16 protein-coding genes are annotated in these 16699 nt (G+C 70.6%); 8 read left to right on the plus strand and 8 right to left on the minus strand.

Going from position 1 to position 16699, the window contains the following annotated elements; translation table 11 throughout:
• From GX015_RS11545 to GX015_RS11555, 3 genes are all read right to left on the minus strand, one after another.
• Nucleotides 1-1279: FAD-binding protein (locus tag GX015_RS11545; RefSeq protein WP_291345322.1), on the minus strand; the 1279-nt coding region annotated here is incomplete at its 3' end.
• Between the two features lie 78 nt (nt 1280-1357).
• The gene (nadA, locus tag GX015_RS11550; protein WP_291345292.1) at nt 1358-2446 is read right to left on the minus strand and encodes a quinolinate synthase NadA; all 1089 of its coding nucleotides are present in this window, start codon (nt 2444-2446) and stop codon (nt 1358-1360) included.
• Nucleotides 2447-2486: 40 nt separating this feature from the next.
• Complete coding sequence (locus tag GX015_RS11555; RefSeq protein ID WP_291345294.1) at nt 2487-3056, minus strand: hypothetical protein; 570 nt, start codon at nt 3054-3056, stop codon at nt 2487-2489.
• Nucleotides 3057-3172: 116 nt separating this feature from the next.
• Between GX015_RS11555 and GX015_RS11560 the strand changes: the two genes are divergently transcribed.
• On the plus strand, nt 3173-4324 hold the full coding sequence (locus GX015_RS11560) for an 8-amino-7-oxononanoate synthase (protein WP_291345302.1): 1152 nt from the start codon (nt 3173-3175) through the stop codon (nt 4322-4324).
• Nucleotides 4325-4388: 64 nt separating this feature from the next.
• On the opposite strand, the gene GX015_RS11565 is transcribed toward GX015_RS11560, so the two are convergent.
• From GX015_RS11565 to bioB, 3 genes are all read right to left on the minus strand, one after another.
• The gene (locus GX015_RS11565; RefSeq protein ID WP_291345304.1) at nt 4389-4688 is read right to left on the minus strand and encodes a hypothetical protein; all 300 of its coding nucleotides are present in this window, start codon (nt 4686-4688) and stop codon (nt 4389-4391) included.
• Nucleotides 4689-4826: 138 nt separating this feature from the next.
• A complete protein-coding gene (locus tag GX015_RS11570; RefSeq protein WP_155867137.1) occupies nt 4827-5132 on the minus strand; it encodes a hypothetical protein in 306 nt (101 codons plus the stop codon).
• Between the two features lie 2 nt (nt 5133-5134).
• Nucleotides 5135-6145 carry a biotin synthase BioB gene (gene bioB, locus GX015_RS11575; RefSeq protein ID WP_155867139.1) on the minus strand — a complete coding sequence of 337 codons (1011 nt, stop codon included), beginning with the start codon at nt 6143-6145 and terminating at the stop codon, nt 5135-5137.
• A gap of 169 nt (nt 6146-6314) precedes the next feature.
• Here bioB and GX015_RS11580 point away from each other — a divergent pair, with 169 nt between their 5' ends.
• Nucleotides 6315-6920 carry a TetR family transcriptional regulator gene (locus tag GX015_RS11580; protein WP_291345309.1) on the plus strand — a complete coding sequence of 202 codons (606 nt, stop codon included), beginning with the start codon at nt 6315-6317 and terminating at the stop codon, nt 6918-6920.
• 57 nt (nt 6921-6977) lie between these two features.
• Here GX015_RS11580 and GX015_RS11585 read toward each other — a convergent pair whose 3' ends face one another.
• The gene (locus GX015_RS11585; RefSeq protein WP_155867143.1) at nt 6978-7685 is read right to left on the minus strand and encodes a lipocalin family protein; all 708 of its coding nucleotides are present in this window, start codon (nt 7683-7685) and stop codon (nt 6978-6980) included.
• Nucleotides 7686-7931: 246 nt separating this feature from the next.
• Between GX015_RS11585 and glgX the strand changes: the two genes are divergently transcribed.
• Nucleotides 7932-10073 (plus strand): glycogen debranching protein GlgX, encoded by a 2142-nt coding sequence (glgX, locus tag GX015_RS11590; protein WP_291345313.1) that lies wholly within the window; start codon nt 7932-7934, stop codon nt 10071-10073.
• Between the two features lie 139 nt (nt 10074-10212).
• Here the strand turns inward: glgX and GX015_RS11595 are convergent, their stop codons facing one another.
• Complete coding sequence (locus GX015_RS11595; protein WP_291345315.1) at nt 10213-10434, minus strand: HigA family addiction module antitoxin; 222 nt, start codon at nt 10432-10434, stop codon at nt 10213-10215.
• Nucleotides 10435-10701: 267 nt separating this feature from the next.
• Between GX015_RS11595 and GX015_RS11600 the strand changes: the two genes are divergently transcribed.
• From GX015_RS11600 to GX015_RS11620, 5 genes are all read left to right on the plus strand, one after another.
• The gene (locus GX015_RS11600; RefSeq protein WP_291345317.1) at nt 10702-12150 is read left to right on the plus strand and encodes an exonuclease domain-containing protein; all 1449 of its coding nucleotides are present in this window, start codon (nt 10702-10704) and stop codon (nt 12148-12150) included.
• 117 nt (nt 12151-12267) lie between these two features.
• Nucleotides 12268-12900, plus strand: coding sequence for a hypothetical protein (locus tag GX015_RS11605; RefSeq protein WP_291345318.1), 633 nt, complete (start codon nt 12268-12270; stop codon nt 12898-12900).
• Nucleotides 12901-12985: 85 nt separating this feature from the next.
• Nucleotides 12986-15397: a malto-oligosyltrehalose synthase gene (treY, locus tag GX015_RS11610; RefSeq protein ID WP_291345319.1), complete on the plus strand. Its 2412-nt coding sequence runs from the start codon at nt 12986-12988 to the stop codon at nt 15395-15397.
• An 8-nt stretch (nt 15398-15405) separates the two neighbouring features.
• A complete protein-coding gene (locus GX015_RS11615) occupies nt 15406-16473 on the plus strand; it encodes a GTP pyrophosphokinase family protein (RefSeq protein ID WP_291345320.1) in 1068 nt (355 codons plus the stop codon).
• Between the two features lie 31 nt (nt 16474-16504).
• Nucleotides 16505-16699: hypothetical protein (locus GX015_RS11620; protein ID WP_291345321.1), on the plus strand; the 195-nt coding region annotated here is incomplete at its 3' end.

Genomic DNA, 16699 nt, shown 5'->3' on the forward strand with positions numbered 1-16699 from the left:
CGTCGGCGGGGCCGTCGGCGCCGAGTTCGCCGGAGTCGATCGCCGCGCGCACGTCCGCCGCGGCGGCGCGGCCGACGACGAGGCCCTCCAGCAACGAGTTCGACGCCAGCCGGTTCGCGCCGTGCAATCCGGTGCGGGCGCACTCGCCCGCCGCGTACAGGCCGGGCACGCGGGTGCGGCCGGCCACGTCGGTGGCGATGCCGCCGCACGAATAGTGGACCGCCGGCGCCACGGGGAGCAGATCCTTCGCCGGATCCAATCCCGCGGTGGCCACGCCGGCGGTGACCGTCGGAAAGCGTTCGCGGACGCCGTCGATGTGCCGGGCGTCGAGGTAGACGCACTCCTCGCCGAGCTCGCGCAGGCGGGTGGCGATGGCGCGGGACACGATGTCGCGCGGGGCCAGATCGCCGCGCGGATCGACGCCGGCCATGACGGACTTGCCTCGGGAATCGACCAGGCGGGCGCCCTCGCCGCGCACGGCCTCCGAAATGAGGGGCCGGCGGCCACGGCGCTCGCGGTCGAACAGGACGGTCGGGTGGAACTGGATGAATTCCATGTCCGCGAGCTCCGCCCCCGCGTCGAGCGCCAGGCACTGGCCCTGGCCCAGCGCGCCGTCGGGCGCGGTGGTGGCGCGGTAGAGATGGCCGACGCCTCCGGTGGCGATCAGCGTCGCCGAGGCGAGGACCGCACCGAGGCCGCGGGGATCGCGGACGAGGGCGCCGCGGGCGCGGCCGTCGTCGACGATGATCTCCTCGGCCACCGCGTTCTGCAGCACGCGGACGCCCGCGGCCGCCTCCTCCAGGGCACGCTGGATCTCCGCCCCCGTGGCATCGCCGCCGGCGTGGATGATGCGCCGGTTGCCGTGGCCGCCCTCGCGGGTGCGGGAATAGCGGCCGACGTCACCTGCGTGGGTCTTCGCGTCGAATCGCGCGCCCAGCCCGATGAGCCACTCGGTGGCCTCCGCGCCGGCGCCGATGATGGAGCGCACCGCGTCCTCGTTGCAGTGCCCCGCCCCCGCGTCGAGGGTGTCGGCGACGTGATCCTCCACGGAATCCGGCCCATCGGGGCCGCCCGCGCCGCCGGGGCCTTCGGGCCCCTCGGGGGCGTCGTCGAGCCCGACCACCGCGAGCCCGCCCTGCGCGAGATTCGTCGCGGCGCCCTCGAACCGCAGATGGCGGCGGGCGCCTTCGGACCAGTGGCCCTTGTCCACCAGCAGGACGTCCAGGCCCAGTTCACGGCCCCGGCGCACCGCGGCCAGACCCGCGACCCCGCCGCCGATGACCAGCAGATCGCACTGCGCCGACCAGTCGAAACCGGCGACCGGGCCATGCCCCTGCGCGGACCCCGCGGCCACGACCTACTCGCCGCCGCCCGGGTTGCCGATGGCGATCATCCGCTCGACGGACGCGCGCGCCTTCTCTGCGACGTCGGCGGGCACGGTGACCTCGTCGGCCCCCTCGGCGAGGGAGCGCAGCAGGGCCGCCGGGGTGATCATCTTCATGTAGACGCAGGAGGCGCGGTCGTTGATGGCCTCGAACTCCACGTCCGGCGCGGCCTTGCGCAGCTGGTGGAGCATGCCGACCTCGGTGGCCACCAGCACCTTGCGGTCCTGGCGCTTCTCGGCCCGCTGCGCCTCGCGCTGCGCCGACGCCAGCATCTCGCCGGTGGACAGCATGTGCACGCGCTCCGGCTCGATGGTGCCCTCGCCCGCCAGGTAGATCGCGGAGTTGGCGCAACCGCACTCGGGATGGATGTACAGCTCGGCGTCCGGGTTCTCCTCCGCCCGGCGCGCCAGCTCGTCGCCGTTGATGTTGGCGTGGACGTGGCACTCGCCGGCCCAGATGCGGATGTTGTCGCGGCCGGTCTCGCGCTTGACGTGCGCGCCGAGGAACTGGTCCGGGTTGAACAGGATCTCCTTGTCCGCCGGCAGCGAGCGGATGACGTCGACGGCGTTGGAGGACGTGCAGCACACGTCGGTCTCCGCCTTCACGTCGGCGGTGGTGTTGACGTAGCTGACCACCAGCGCGCCCGGGTGCTCGGCCTTCCACTCGCGCAACTCTTCCGCGGAGATGGAGTCGGCCAGGGAGCAGCCGGCGCGCTCGTCGGGGATGAGCACGGTCTTCTCGGGGCTGAGGATCTTCGCGGTCTCCGCCATGAAGTGGACGCCGCAGAACACGATGACCTCCGCCTCGGTCTCGGCGGCCACGCGCGACAGGCCGAGGGAGTCGCCGACGTAATCGGCGATGTCCTGGATCTCCGGCAGCTGGTAGTTGTGCGCCAGGATGACGGCGTTGCGCTCCTTGGCCAGGCGGCGGACCTCGTCGGCCCATTCCTGCGTCGCCTCGACGCCGGCGTATCCGCCCTCGCCGTCGACGACGGACGCCGCCAACGCGGACTCGAGGGGCTGGAGGGTCGCGCTCTCCTGCGCGGACGCGGGGGTGGTCACATCGGCTCCTTGGCTGGAAAGGATATTCTTGCCGCCGATGTTAGCCCGTTGACCGGGCCTCCCCCGCATCCGGCACGTCCCCGGGCTCCGCCCCCGGCGCCAGGAAGATCAGGCACCAGTACGCGAGCATCGCGGCGAACGGCGCGACCAGCAGCGCCACGGGCACGTCGAACGCGGGCAGCACGTCGACGGCGGTGCCCGGCGCCACCGCATCCAGGTCGGGTTGGCGCACGCCGGCGATCAGGTTGCCGGACACCAGCTGCACGGCGGCCATGGCCAGCGCCGCGACTCCTGTCCACGCCTCCATCGCGAGGCCGCGGGCCGTCGGAAAGCGGCGATGCGCGAAGGACCCCAGCACCAGGCCGAGCACCAGTGCGATGCCCGTGAACCACAGCAATGCCGCGAACGTGGCGTCGAGGCCGTCCTGCCCCACGGCCAGGCGCCCTCCCTCCAGGAAGGTCACGCGCTGGGTGGGGCGGGCCATGGCCCAAGTGACGCCACCGAGGACGCCGCCGGCCAGCGCCGCCAGCAGCACCGCCGCCGCGTCGCCGATGAAGCGGGGCGGGCGGCGGGTGTGCGGCACTGCCGCCGCGGGGGTCTTCGCGTTCATGGGGGCGAATGTACCCGGCCCCGCGGACGGGCTCGCCGTCGATTGCGGGTCGCGCGACGGTTGCTTTGCGACGAACCCTCCCGAACGCTGTTCAATTCATGGATTATCGTGGGCGCATGACCGATGACCGCACCGCCCGCTCACACCTGGCCGGACTCGGCGAGCTGACCCGCGAACGCATCGACGCCGGACTGCACCGCACGCTCGCCCCGCGACGGCCGGGCCCGCCCGAGCTGCTCGACCTCGCCTCGAACGACTACCTGGGCATGCACGACCACCCCGCGGTCATCGACGCAGCCGCGGCCGCTCTGCGCGGATACGGACTGGGGTCGACGGGATCGCGGCTGGTCACCGGCGCCACGGTCGCCCACGACGAACTCGAGGACGAATTGGCCGACTTCATGGGATTCGGTTGCGCGCTGACCGCATCGTCCGGATACCTGGCCAACCTCGCCGCCGTCACCGCGTTGGCCGGTCGCGGCGACCTCATCGTCTCCGACGGGGGCTCGCACGCCTCCCTCATCGACGCCTGCCGCCTGTCGCGGGCGCGCGTCGTGGTCACGCCGCTCGGCGACGTCGGGGCGATCGAGGACGCGCTGGCGTCGCGGACGGAATCGCGGGCCCTCGTGATCTCCGATGCGGTGCACTCGACTTCAGGCGACATCGCCGACGTGCGCGCCCTGTACGCGGTCGCCCGCGCGCACGGTGCGGCGCTGCTCGTCGACGAGGCCCACGGCCTGGGCGTCGCCGGCCCCGGCGGCCGCGGCGCGGTGGCGGCGGCCGAATTGTCCGGGGCCCCGGATCTGGTGGTCACCGTGACGTTGTCGAAGTCGCTCGGGGCCCAGGGCGGAGCGATCCTCGGCCCGCCGGAATTGCGCGGCCACCTCATCGACGCGGCGCGGCCCATCATCTTCGACACCGCCCTCGCCCCGCCCGCGGCCGCCGGCGCCCTGGCCGCGTTGCGGCTGCTTCGCGACGACCCGTCGTTGACCGGGTCCGTCCTGCGCAACGCGGAGGCCATCGCGGCCGCGTGGGGCGTGGCCGCTCCCCCGTCCGCGGTCGTGCCCGTGATTCTGGGAGATCCGGTCCGGGCGGTGACGGCACGCGACAATCTCCGGGGCCGCGGAGTCCTCGTCGGGGTGTTCCGCCCGCCCAGCGTCCCGCCGGGAGGCTCGCGCCTGCGCATCACGGCGCGCGCGAATCTCGCGCCGGAAGAACTCCGTCGCGCGGCGCCCCGCGACGGGGACGTGCCGCCGCCCCGGGACTGAGCCATCCGGCCCGGGGCCGAGCCGTCCGGCCGGATGGCCGGGCCGACGTGTCCCGGGACGGGGTTCAGTGCTCGTCGTAATGGTCCCCGTGTGCCGCGCGGCAGTGCCCGTCGTGGACGCAGTCGACGTGATCGCCGTGCGGGATGGCCACATGCCCGCAGCCGGGCCCGTGAACGTGATCGCCGTGATCTTCGGCGACGACGTGCTCTGCGGGGTCGCACTCGACCCATTCGCCGTCGACCTTGCGGTGGACGTGGCCATCGTGCACGTAATCGACGTGGTCTCCGTGTGCGAAGGAGCCGTGGCCGCAGCCGTCGCCATGCTCGTGCCCGTGATCGTCGTGGACGTGCTTTCCGGTGCTCATGATGTGCGCTTCGGATGTAGGCCCCGGCCCCCAATTCCCCGGAGAAGTCGCCCCCGGCGCCCCCATGGACACCAGGGCTATGTACTTCTCAGGCTACGCCTATTTTTCGTGTGGCGCCGACGGAAAGACGGGCGCCCCTCAACGGCGCTCGAGCATCGCGGAGTCGAGTTCGCCGTGGCGAGAACAGCGCGCCGACCAGCCGTCGGGCCGAACCTGCACGACCATGCGGCGCCCGCAAAGCCTGCAATAACGCGGCGCCTCCAGCCCGGCGCGGGCGGAGTGGCTGTGCGGCCGCTCCTCCCCCTCCGCCAGATGGGCCCCGGTGAACGGGTCGTACTCCGGCGGGTCGCCGAGGAGCGTCGCCTTCAGCAGTTCCGTCGAGTCCGGGTTCGAGCCCCGGCGCGCCGTGGTGGGCGCAGTGGTGCGCGCGGTCGTCGACGCCATCGCTAGACCGTCGCGTTGAGGGCCTTGATGGGCAGGCGGATCTTGCCCAGCATGTCCAGGTCCTGCTCGGCCGGACGCCCCAGGGTGGTCAGGTAGTTGCCCACGATGACGGCGTTGATGCCGCCGAGCAGGCCCTGCTCTGCACCGAGGTCGCCGAGGGTCAACTCGCGGCCGCCGGCGAAGCGCAGGATGGTCTTGGGCAGAGCGAGGCGGAAGGCGCCGATCGCGCGCAGCGCATCCTTGGCGGCCAGCGGCTCACGGCCCTCGAACGGGGTGCCGGGGCGCGGGTCGAGGAAATTCATGGGCACCTCGGTCGGGTTGAGCGCAGCGAGGTCCTGCGCGAACTCGGCGCGCTGCTCGAGGGACTCGCCCATGCCCAGGATGCCGCCGCAGCAGACCTCCATGCCGGCCTCGGCGACCATGCGCAGCGTCTCGGCGCGATCCTCCCAGGAGTGCGTGGTCACGACGTTCGGGAAGTGCGAGCGCGCGGTCTCCAGGTTGTGGTTGTAGCGGTGCACGCCGGCCTTGGCCAGGCGGTCGACCTGGTCCTGCGTGAGAATCCCCACCGACGCGGCGACGTTGATGTCGACCTCTTCCTGGATGGCCTGCACGGCCTGCTCCAGCTGGGACAGGAGGTTCTCGTCCGGGCCCTTGACGGCGGCGACGATGCAGAACTCGGTGGCGCCGGTCTTCTGGGTCTGCTTTGCCGCGTCGACGAGCGCCGGGATGTCCAGCCAGGCATTGCGCACGGGCGATTGGAACAGGCCGGACTGCGAGCAGAAGTGACAGTCCTCGGGGCAGCCGCCCGTCTTCAGCGAAATGATGCCCTCGACCTCGACCTCCTCGCCGCACCACTTCAGGCGCACCTCATGGGCGAGGGCGAGGAGCTCGTCGACCTTGTCTTCGTCGAGCTGGAGCACGGCGAGGGTCTCGGCGTGGTCGAGCCCTTCCCCTCGGCCGAGCACCTTCTCGCGGGCGATTTCGAGGACATCGGCGGGCGAAACGGCGGTCATGGGCACTCCTGGCTGGTCGTATGTCTCGGCCGCGACCTAGCGCCGCCGACGAGGAAACTTGATCGCCGTATTGAACGGCGTTCGGCCCCGAATGTACCCCGCGCCCCGAACGCCGTTCAAGATGGCTCGCCGAGCCGCCCACCCCCCGCTTTCCGATAACGTGGACTCTGTGCAGCTCACCAAGGACATCATCATGGACGCGGCGATGGGGATCCTCGATGAATACGGCCTCCAGGACCTGACCATCCGCCGCCTGGCCCGTCACCTCGACGCGGCCGCCGGCGCGATGTACTGGCATTTCCCGTCGAAACAGGCCCTGCTCGGCGCCGTGGCCGACCGACTGCTCGCGCCCCTGCAGGAGCTGAAGGCCACCGGGGACTGGCGCGCCGACGCCACGGCGTTCACCGAATCCCTGCATTCCTGCCTGACCTCGCACCGCGACGGTGCCGAGGTCGTGTCCGCGGGCCTGGCCACAGACACGGTCTCGGTCCGGCCCGCATCCGTTCTAGCTCCCCTGCTCGACGACGCCCCCATCGATTCCGACTTGATCTCCGACGCCGCGGCGACGCTCGTCTATTTCATCCTGGGCGCCACCGTCGACGAACAGACCGCCGCGCAGCTGGCAAAGGTCGCCGGCACCGACACCGCGACCGAGGCCACCGACGAAGACACCGACGGGGTCTCGGCTGCGACGGCCGCGCACGGGCGCCGCATCCGCCACGGCGTGGACCTCATCATCGCGGGCATCGCCGCAGGCGGGACCGCCGGAGAGTAAGAGACCCCCCCACCGGCCCCGCCGCCGTGGCAGCGCCGGGGGGCGGGGATCACGGCGTCAGAGTGCGCAGACCGGTGTGGCGTCGCGCCGGCCGTCGGGCTGCGGGCTGGTGACGAAGGTGCACGGCTGATAACCGCGGTCCTCGATCACGTCTGCGACCAGCGCCCACTCGTCGTCGGCGAGCGCGGGCGTCCTGCTCAGCACGAAGCCGGATCGGCGCGCGGGATCGCCGACGATGGCCAGGGAGTAGTCGTCCGCGAGGTACGTGACCCGGTAGTTAGTCGGCCCATCGGGGTTCTGCCCCGGAATGCCGTCGAACGCAACGCGCAAGGAGGCGTTTGTCGCGGCATCAGTGATGCGTGCGCTCCCCTCCACCACCGACGTCCCGCCGAATACGTCGCCGCATGAGTTGCGCACGGACAGCGTCGAGTCGTCGATGACGGCGTACTCGGCGGTGGTCCGGTCGATGCACTGCAGATTGAACACCTGGGGCACCGCCGCGACCTGGTACCACGTGCCCGCATAGCGCCCGTTATCCACCGAATCGACCTGCGTCAACTCGGGGCCGGTGGAGCTGCCGGCGGAAATGGACTCGCCGATCGACGCGATGGAGCCGGAAGCCCCGATCACCGCGTCGGCCACGGGACCGAGGGCGTCGGAATAACCTTGCGCATTCGCGACCGGCGCGGCGAACGGTGCGGTCGCCGCCGCCGTCGCGATGAGCAACGCCGAGACGCGGCGACGAAAAGTCTTTGATGTGGTCATGATGGGCCCCTCTCGGGCTGCGGGCGTTCGGGGTAACGCCGTGAAAAGCAGAGTCACGCAGTTCAGCCCCAAAAACTAGGGGCTTCACACCCGCGGCAGCCCCGCATGCCGCGCACCCCGGCCGAGGACCACCACGCCGCCTCCGCGGAGCCGTCGGCGTCGCAAAGCAAACCCCGCTCACCCGTAACGCGCCGATAGGTTCGCTCGGCGCGTACGTTCGAAGGCCTGCCCGGTATGGTTATCGGCATGACAAACGCGAACATCGACGGCGAACACCAGGTCTGGCCCGGAGACCCCTACCCCCTGGGTTCCACGTACGACGGCGCGGGCACCAACTTCGCCCTGTTTTCCGATATCGCGGACAAGGTCGAGCTGTGCCTCATCAGCGCGGAAGGCGAGGAGACCCGCATCCCCCTCGAAGAGGTCGACGCCCACATCTGGCACTGCTACCTCCCGGGCATCATGCCGGGCCAGCGCTACGCCTACCGCGTCCACGGCCCCTACGATCCCGCCCACGGCCACCGCTGCGACCCGAACAAGCTGCTGGTCGACCCCTACGCCAAGGCGTTCGACGGCGACTTCGACGGCCACAAGTCCCTGTTCAGCTACGACCTGGACGACCCGAGCCAACGCAACACCGACGACAGCCTCGGCCACACCATGACCTCCGTCGTCATCAACCCCTTCTTCGACTGGGCCACCGACCGCCAGCCCAAGCACCCCTACTCCGAAACCGTCATCTACGAGGCCCACGTCAAGGGCATGACCATGACGCACCCGGACGTGCCGGAGTCCCTGCGCGGCACCTACGCCGGTCTGGCGCACCCGGCGATCATCAACTACCTCAAGGACCTCGGCGTCACCGCCATCGAGCTGATGCCGGTCCACCAGTTCCTGCAGGACGACCGCCTGCGCGACCTGGGCATGCGCAACTACTGGGGCTACAACACCTTCGGCTTCCTCGCGCCGCACCAGGACTACGCGGCGTCGACCAAGCCCGGCGGCGCGGTGTCCGAGTTCAAGGGCATGGTGCGCGCGTTCCACGACGCCGACATCGAGGTCATCCTCGACGTGGTCTACAACCACACCGCCGAGGGCAACCACATGGGCCCGACCATCTGCTTCCGCGGCATCGACAACGCCGCGTACTACCGCCTCGTCGAGGGCGACAAGCAGCACTACATGGACTACACGGGCACCGGCAACAGCCTCAACGTCCGCCACCCGCACTCGCTGCAGCTGATCATGGACTCTCTGCGCTACTGGGTCTCCGAGATGCACGTCGACGGCTTCCGCTTCGACCTCGCCTCGACGCTGGCCCGCGAGTTCCACGACGTCGACCGCCTGTCCGCGTTCTTCGACCTGGTCCAGCAGGACCCGATCGTCTCCCAGGTGAAGCTCATCGCCGAGCCCTGGGACGTCGGCGAGGGCGGCTACCAGGTGGGCAACTTCCCGCCGCAGTGGACCGAGTGGAACGGCAAGTACCGCGACACCATCCGCGACTACTGGCGCGGCGAGCCGTCGACGCTGGGCGAGTTCGCCTCGCGCATCACCGGTTCGTCCGACCTGTACGCGAACAACGACCGCCGCCCCACCGCGTCGATCAACTTCGTCACCGCCCACGACGGCTTCACCCTCAACGACCTGGTCAGCTACAACCACAAGCACAACATGGCCAACGGCGAGGACAACCGCGACGGCGAGAGCCACAACCGCTCGTGGAACTGCGGCGTCGAGGGCTACACCGACGACGAGACCATCCTGCGGCTGCGGGCGCAGCAGCGCCGCAACTTCCTGACCACCCTGCTGCTGTCGCTGGGTACCCCGATGATCAGCCACGGCGACGAGATGGCCCGCAGCCAGAAGGGCAACAACAACGTCTACTGCCAGGACAACCAGCTGGCGTGGATGGATTGGAACCAGGTGCGCACCAACTCGGAGCTGGTGGACTTCACCCGCTACCTGCTGGAGCTGCGCGCCGAGCACCCCGTGTTCCGCCGCCGCCGTTTCCTCAAGGGCGGCCCGCTGGGCGCCGAAACCGACGACCGCGACATCGCGTGGCTGACCCACGAGGGCCGCGTCATGTCGCAGGACGACTGGGACTTCGACTTCGGCAAGTCCCTGATGGTGTGGCTCAACGGCAAGGCCATCACCGAGCCGGACGCCCGCGGCCACCGCATCGTCGACGACAGCTTCATGCTGTGCTTCAACGCCCACCACGAGGACCTGACGTTCCAGATCCCGGGGACGGAGTACGCCTCCCAGTGGGAGGTGCTCATCGACACCACGGAGCTGACGGGTCGCCCGACCCGCGAGCGCCTGGTCGACCCCGAGGGCGAACTGCGGGTCCCGGCGCGCTCGACGGTCGTGCTCGTCGAGAAGCACTAGCCGAAAAGCACTGGCCCCCGCCGGCCCGGGTTTCGGCCCCGGACACGCGAAAGCGGCGCATTCCCTTCACGGGGATGCGCCGCTCGTCATTTCCGGGGTGCCGCCGGCCGCGTCCGGCTTTGCGACGGCACCGCAGGCGCTATGCGGCCTGTTCGTGCCAGTAGTCGGCGCCGGTGCCGAAGTAGTCCCCCAGTCGGCGGGCGAGGTCGGCGGTCAAGTGGGTGCGCCCGGTGCGGAAGCGCTCGAGGGTGGAGCTGGGCACGTCGATGGCGACGGCCAGGCGGTAGATGCTCAGGCCGCGGGGCTCGAGGAAGCGTTCGTGGAGGACGGTTCCCGGGTGGCTGGAGACTGCGTTGGTCATGCGTGCTCTCCTCGTGGATCTGTGCTGATGTTCAGTCGGATTTCTCAAGGTGGCGATGGCCGGATGGGTGCCCGGTCGTTCGCGACGGTGCTCAGATTAGACCTGAATCCCGGCGCTCGCGAACGGGCATTCGCGGTGCGAAAAATGTGTGAACCTTTCTTCGGCAAACCATAATGAGGCACGAATCACACGCCCGCAACACTGTTACCCCCGTCACACCCACGGCGGCGGGCGGCGCCGTCCGGCGCGGCCGCTAGGCTCGTGGGCATGCAGGTTCTCGACTTCCGACTCTCCGGCGCCATCGTCCGCGTCATCCCGGGCGCCCCGGCCACCGTCACCGTGCACCGCATCGCCAGGACGCGCAGCACGGACTCGTCCGCGGCACGGGCAGTGCTTTCCGACGTTTCGGGTGCGGCGTCGTTGACCGAGCCCGGCCCCATCCTCCCCGGCCTCGTCGACTTCGGCGGAGACCTGCCCTCCGTCCGCGTGACGCCGTCGTCCCTGGGGGCGGCTAAGGACCTCATGGAGCTGTTGGCCGCCGGCCCGGACGTCGACGTTGCGGCAGTGGACGGCTCCCCGTACGCGGTGGAGATCGACGACGCCGACGAGGCTCCGGACGCCGCCGTCGCCGGTGCCTCGGCGACCGGCGCGTCGCCCGTGCCCGGCAAGCTCGGCGGCGACATCCCGGACCCCGATTTCTTCGCGTTCGACGTGGAGACCGCCAACGCCGACGAGGGTTCGGTCATTCAGTTCGGCATCGCCGCCGTGCGCGACGGCGAGATCGTCGACACGTACTCGTGGCCGTGCCGCCCGCCGGCCGGTCTCGAGCAGTTCGACGAGGACAACATCGCCATCCACGGCATCAAGCCCTCCGACGTCGCCGACGCCCCCTCCTTCGCCGAGCGCGCCGAGGAGTTCGGCCGCCTCGTCGACGGCACGCCCGTGATCGCGCACAACGCGAAGTTCGATTTCACCGCCCTCAAGCGCGGCTGTGCCGCGGCGGGCATCGACGTCCCCGACGTCGCCTACGCGTGCACGTACGAGTGGGCGCGCCGGGTCGGGTTGCAGGTGGAGAACTACCGCTTGACGACGCTCGCGCGAGAGGCCGGGGCCGCCGACTTCGACCACCACGACGCCGCGGCCGACGCCGTCGCCTGCGCGAAGGTCGCCCTGTGGCTGATGCGCGAGCATCCCGGCGACGAGCCCACGCTCAACCCCGTGCGGTACACGGAGAATCTGGGCATGGAGATGGGGATGCTCTTCGGCACCCGCCTCGTGCCCATGCAGACCACCGGGCGGTCGCAGACCGGATCCGGGGGCGCGGGCCGTCGTCAAGCGGGAAGCCGGGGACGATCCGGGGCGGCCGGGCAGGACCGGCGCGCGAAGTGGGACGCCGTCAAGGCGCCCGAGGTGATCCCCGACAAGAACGAGGACGCCGATCCGGACGGGCTGCTGTTCGGCCAGCGGGTGACGCTGACCGGAGATTTCGCGCCGTACGACAAGGGCCGGCTGTGGGAGCTGATCGCGCAAGCCGGCGCGGACATCAACAAGGGCGTGACCAAGAAGACCACCATCCTCGTCGCCGGGCCGTGGGATTCCATGACGTCGAAGGAAAAGAAGGCGCGCGAGTACCAGGAGAAGGGCCAGGACATCCAGATCTGGGACGAGAAGCAGCTTTTCACCGTCCTCGGGCTCGAGGAGGAGCCGCCGTTCTAAGCGGCTCCGCCCGGACCGGGCGCCCCCGGAATCACCCCCGCGAAAAATAAACGGAACCGTTCCGGGCTGCGGCGCGTCCATGTACGTGACATCGTCCCCCATGCAGGAGGTCCTCACGTGCAACGGCCCGTACCCGAATTGCGTCCCGCGACCTGGCTGACCACCGCACCCGCAGACGTCGACTGGCGCGACGCGGGCGGCGGGCTGGTCGGCGTCGTCGCCGAACCCGGGTACGGCGTGGAGTCCGCCGCGCGGGTGCTCATGGAGCGGCACATCGCGCACGGCAAGCTGCACATCACCGCGCGGTCGGCGGCCGCCGTCACCGGGGCGGACGACGCGGGCCCGCGGGCCGGCCTCCAGATCGGCTCACCCGCCGCCCGACCCACCGGGTGGCTGGCGGAGGTGAGCCCTCTGGTGGAACTCGACGGCCACCTGCGGCGGTACTTCGGGGCCCGGCCCGTGTATTTCCCCGCCGCCGTCGACCAGCTGCTGGCGCTGCCCGCCGATGCCGACCTGACCCGCGCCTATCTGTGGGCGGCGCGGACGTGGCGCGGGGCGGCCGATCCCGTCTCCCCGCTGGCGCTGACGCTCGGCGACGACCGGTTGATCGTGCACGCGCCGGAGGAGGGCCGCGCCGACCATCCCGCCCACCGTGCGGCGGTGCTGCTGGCGGCCGGGCAAGGCCGGTGCGAATCCCACTACGATGGTGCAGGTGGCCGCGCCACCCGGACCCGGGTCCCCGCCCGCTGAGCTCATCGGCGGGAGGAACGGGGAAATCGGGTTCACGGACGTGCGGCCCGATCAATCGACGAAGAAAGGCGCGTGACCAGGTTCCATGAACCGACTCCCCATCACCTCCACCTACCGACTCCAGCTGCGAGGCCCCAAGGCGGATGAGGGAGGCCGGGCGTTCACCTTCGCCGACGCCGCCGAGCAGGTCCCCTACCTGGCCGATCTTGGCATTTCGCACCTTTACCTGTCGCCCATCCTGGCGTCGGTGCCGGAATCGAACCACGGCTACGACGTCATCGACCCCACCACGGTCAACCCCGAGATCGGCGGCATGGCCGGGCTCCAGGAGCTCGCCGAGGTCGCGCACAAGGCGGGCCTGGGGATCATCATCGACCTGGTGCCCAACCACCTGGGGGTCGAGGACCCGCAGCTCAACGAGTGGTGGTGGGACGTGCTCACCAACGGCCGCGACTCCCAGTTCGAGCCCTACTTCGACGTCGACTGGCACGAGGACAACGGCGCCGGCGGCAAGATGGGCCTGCCCGTCCTGGGCTCGCCGGAGGACCTGGACAAGCTGGAGATCGACCGCTCCGGCGACGAGCCGCTGCTGCGCTACTACGACAACGTCTACCCGGTGAAGCCGGGCACCGACGAGGGCACCCCGCAGGAGATCCACGACCGCCAGGCCTACCGCCTGATGTACTGGCGCGACGGCGTGATCGGCTACCGCCGCTTCTTCTCGGTCAACGGGCTGGCCGGCATCCGCCAGGAGAACCCGGTGGTCTTCGAGCACACCCACCGCATCGTCCGCGAGCTCATCGCAGCCGACATCATCGACGGCGTGCGCATCGACCACCCGGACGGCCTGTCCGACCCGTTCGGCTACCTGTCCGAGCTGCGCCGCCTGCTGGGCGACGACAAGTGGCTGGTCATCGAGAAGATCCTCGGCCCCACCGAGCCCCTCGATCCCCGCCTGCAGGTCGACGGCACCACCGGCTACGACGCGCTGCGCGAGTTCGACAACGTCTTCATGAACCGCGAGTCCCGCGACGCCATGAGCATGCTGGCCCTGCAGGAATCGGGCTCCACGTGGGACAAGTCTGCGGTCCACGCCACCGAGCGGGCGCTGAAGCGCGACGTCGCCGCCCACGAATTGGCCGCCGAGGTCCGCCGCCTGGCCCGCGCGCTGCGCCGCGACAACTGGTCGACCGGCGGCGACAACGTCACCGAGGAAGAGCTCATCGACACCATCTGCGAGCTCGTCGCCGCGATGCCGGTCTACCGCGCCGACTACGTGTCGCTGTCGCGCGTGACGTCGTCGGTGATCCAGCAGATGGTCGCCCGCTTCCCCTCCCGCGTATTCGCGCTGGACCTCATTTCCGCGGGCCTCATCGCCCAGGGCGAGGCCGCGACCCGCTTCGCGCAGGTGTGTGGCGCCGTCATGGCGAAGGGCGTCGAGGACACCACGTTCTACCGCGCCTGCCGCCTGGTCAGCCTCAACGAGGTCGGCGGAGACCCGGGCCGCTACGGCATGTCCGCGGCCGAGTACCACCTGCTGCAGTCCGAGCGGGCCCGACTGTGGCCGCGCACGATGACCGGCTTGTCCACTCACGACACCAAGCGCGGCGAGGATGTCCGCGCCCGCATCATCCAGTTGTCCGACATCGTCGGCGATTGGGCGGAGAAGGTCCGCGACTGGACCGCGGTCACCCCGGCGCCGGATGGCGCCACGGGCTATTTCCTGCTGCAGAACATCATCGGCGTGTGGCCGGCCGACGGCGAGATCACCGAGGAGCTGCGCGACCGCCTGCACGCCTACGCCGAGAAGGCGATGCGCGAGGCCAGCGTCCACACCACCTGGACCGAGCAGAACGCGGACTTCGAGCTGCACGTCATGCGGTGGATCGACGCCCTGCTCGACGGGCCGTTGCGCGACCGCATCACCGAGTTCGTGCAAACCATCGACCCCGCGGCCCGCGTGACCAGCTGGTCGCGCAAGCTCCTGCAGCTGACGTCCCCGGGCATCCCGGACACGTACCAGGGCACCGAGTTCCTCGAGGACTCCCTGGTCGACCCGGACAACCGCCGCTTCGTCGACTACGCCGCCCGCTCCCGGGCACTCGATCAGGTGCGCCGTGGAGACGTGGATCCGGCGGACGGGGACGTCGTCAAGCTCATGGTCACCCACCACGCCCTGACCCTGCGCAACGAGCGACCCGAATCCTTCGTGGGCGGCACCTACCAGCCGGTGTTCGCGGAAGGCTCCGGCGAGCGGTACCTGGTGGGCAACGCTCGCGGGCCCGTCGGCGGCGACCAGGACGTGATCACGCTGGTCACCCGCCGGCCCATCGGCCTGGAGCGCGACGGCGGCTGGGGCGACACCACCATCACGCTGCCCGAGGGCATCTGGACCGACCGCTTCACCGGCAACGCGTGGTCGGGGACGGTGACGGTGGCGGCGATGTTCGGCACGTTCCCGGTGGCGCTGCTCGTCGCCGACGATCCGGAGGCATAGGGGCCGGCATGGCGAAGTCGAAGGGGAATGCCCGGCTGCGCGAGCTGCACGCGCGCTATGACGAGTGGACCGCCGCGCACCCGCGGGCCAAGGAGGACTTCGCCGGCGCGATCGGGGAATTGCTTTCCGACGCCGGCCTGGCATTCGACAACGTCACCGCGCGGGTGAAGACGTGGCGTTCGCTGCGGATCAAGGCGATGCGGCGGGCCGAGGGCGGCGAGTTCGCCTACCCCGACCCGTGGCACGACATCCACGACATCGTCGGCGTCCGCGTGACCACGTACCACTCCAACGAGATCCCCGACGTGCTGGCGGTGCTGGGCGATTCGCTGGAGGTGCTGCGGACCATCGACAAGACCGCCGAGACGCGGATTTCCGGCCTGTTCGGCTACGGCTCCCACCACCTGGTGTGCCGCGTCGGCGACGGCGCTCCCCCTGGGCTCGCACCGTACCGGGGCCAGCAGTTCGAGGTGCAGGTGCGCACCGTGCTGCAGCACGCGTGGGCCGAGTTCGAGCACGACATCCGCTACAAGTCGCCGGACGGGGTCATCGACCCGCGCATCGACCGGGCGTTCGCCCTGGCCGCCGGGTTGATCGAACTTGCGGACCAGCAGTTCGACCAGGTGGCGGCGATCCTCGACGAAGAGCGCGACGGTGCGGCGGGCGCGGATGGCGCGGGAGTCGCCGGCGGCGACGCCGACGACGAGGCCGCCGCCAATGCCGTGGAACTCGGCGCGGAGACGCTGCCCGGCTTGCTGACGCTGCTGCTGCCGACCGTGCCGCGGTCGAAGTCGGAGCATTACGCCTGGCTGGAGGAGCTTCTCGACGCCAACGGCGTGACCACCGTCGGAGACTTGCGCGATCTGGTGGCGCCCGAGCGCGTCGCCGCCGTCGAGGAAGCGTTGAAGTACCGGTTCCAGCCGGGCCACGTGCGCATCATCGACGACCTGCTGCTGGCGGCGTTCGGCTCCGACCACGTCACCCGCACCGGCAAGTCCGGCGCCCACCCGGCGCAGCGGCCGGCGCGGTTGCGGTCCCGGCTGGCGCAGATGCGCAAGGCCGGGGTGGTGAGTTAGCGGCGGTCGGTTAGCGGAGGGCGATGCGGCGATGGGCGATCGGAAAGGCTCCCCGTTCGCGTTCCTCGGGCTCGTCCTCGCCGCGTCGGTGCCGGCGTACGCGCTGAATTCGTGCCCGGCGCCTCGACGTCGAATGCCGCTCGGGCTTCCGCCGAGTGCGGTCATGATCGTCGTCCCGGCGGCGACCGCGGCATTCCTCGCCCATCGCGAATCGGGGCCGGACGGA

The organism is Corynebacterium sp., from assembly GCF_012837295.1.
GTDB lineage: Bacteria > Actinomycetota > Actinomycetes > Mycobacteriales > Mycobacteriaceae > Corynebacterium.

Excerpts from the sequence above, each read along its gene's own strand:
- GX015_RS11585 (WP_155867143.1), bottom strand. The coding sequence starts at position 7,685 with ATGACCACATCAAAGACTTTTCGTCGCCGCGTCTCGGCGTTGCTCATC.
- GX015_RS11615 (WP_291345320.1), top strand. The coding sequence starts at position 15,406 with ATGGCGAAGTCGAAGGGGAATGCCCGGCTGCGCGAGCTGCACGCGCGC.
- GX015_RS11555 (WP_291345294.1), bottom strand. The coding sequence starts at position 3,056 with ATGAACGCGAAGACCCCCGCGGCGGCAGTGCCGCACACCCGCCGCCCG.
- GX015_RS11570 (WP_155867137.1), bottom strand. The coding sequence starts at position 5,132 with ATGGCGTCGACGACCGCGCGCACCACTGCGCCCACCACGGCGCGCCGG.
- GX015_RS11600 (WP_291345317.1), top strand. The coding sequence starts at position 10,702 with ATGCAGGTTCTCGACTTCCGACTCTCCGGCGCCATCGTCCGCGTCATC.
- GX015_RS11595 (WP_291345315.1), bottom strand. The coding sequence starts at position 10,434 with ATGACCAACGCAGTCTCCAGCCACCCGGGAACCGTCCTCCACGAACGC.
- GX015_RS11560 (WP_291345302.1), top strand. The coding sequence starts at position 3,173 with ATGACCGATGACCGCACCGCCCGCTCACACCTGGCCGGACTCGGCGAG.
- glgX (WP_291345313.1), top strand. The coding sequence starts at position 7,932 with ATGACAAACGCGAACATCGACGGCGAACACCAGGTCTGGCCCGGAGAC.
- treY (WP_291345319.1), top strand. The coding sequence starts at position 12,986 with ATGAACCGACTCCCCATCACCTCCACCTACCGACTCCAGCTGCGAGGC.
- bioB (WP_155867139.1), bottom strand. The coding sequence starts at position 6,145 with ATGACCGCCGTTTCGCCCGCCGATGTCCTCGAAATCGCCCGCGAGAAG.
- GX015_RS11565 (WP_291345304.1), bottom strand. The coding sequence starts at position 4,688 with ATGAGCACCGGAAAGCACGTCCACGACGATCACGGGCACGAGCATGGC.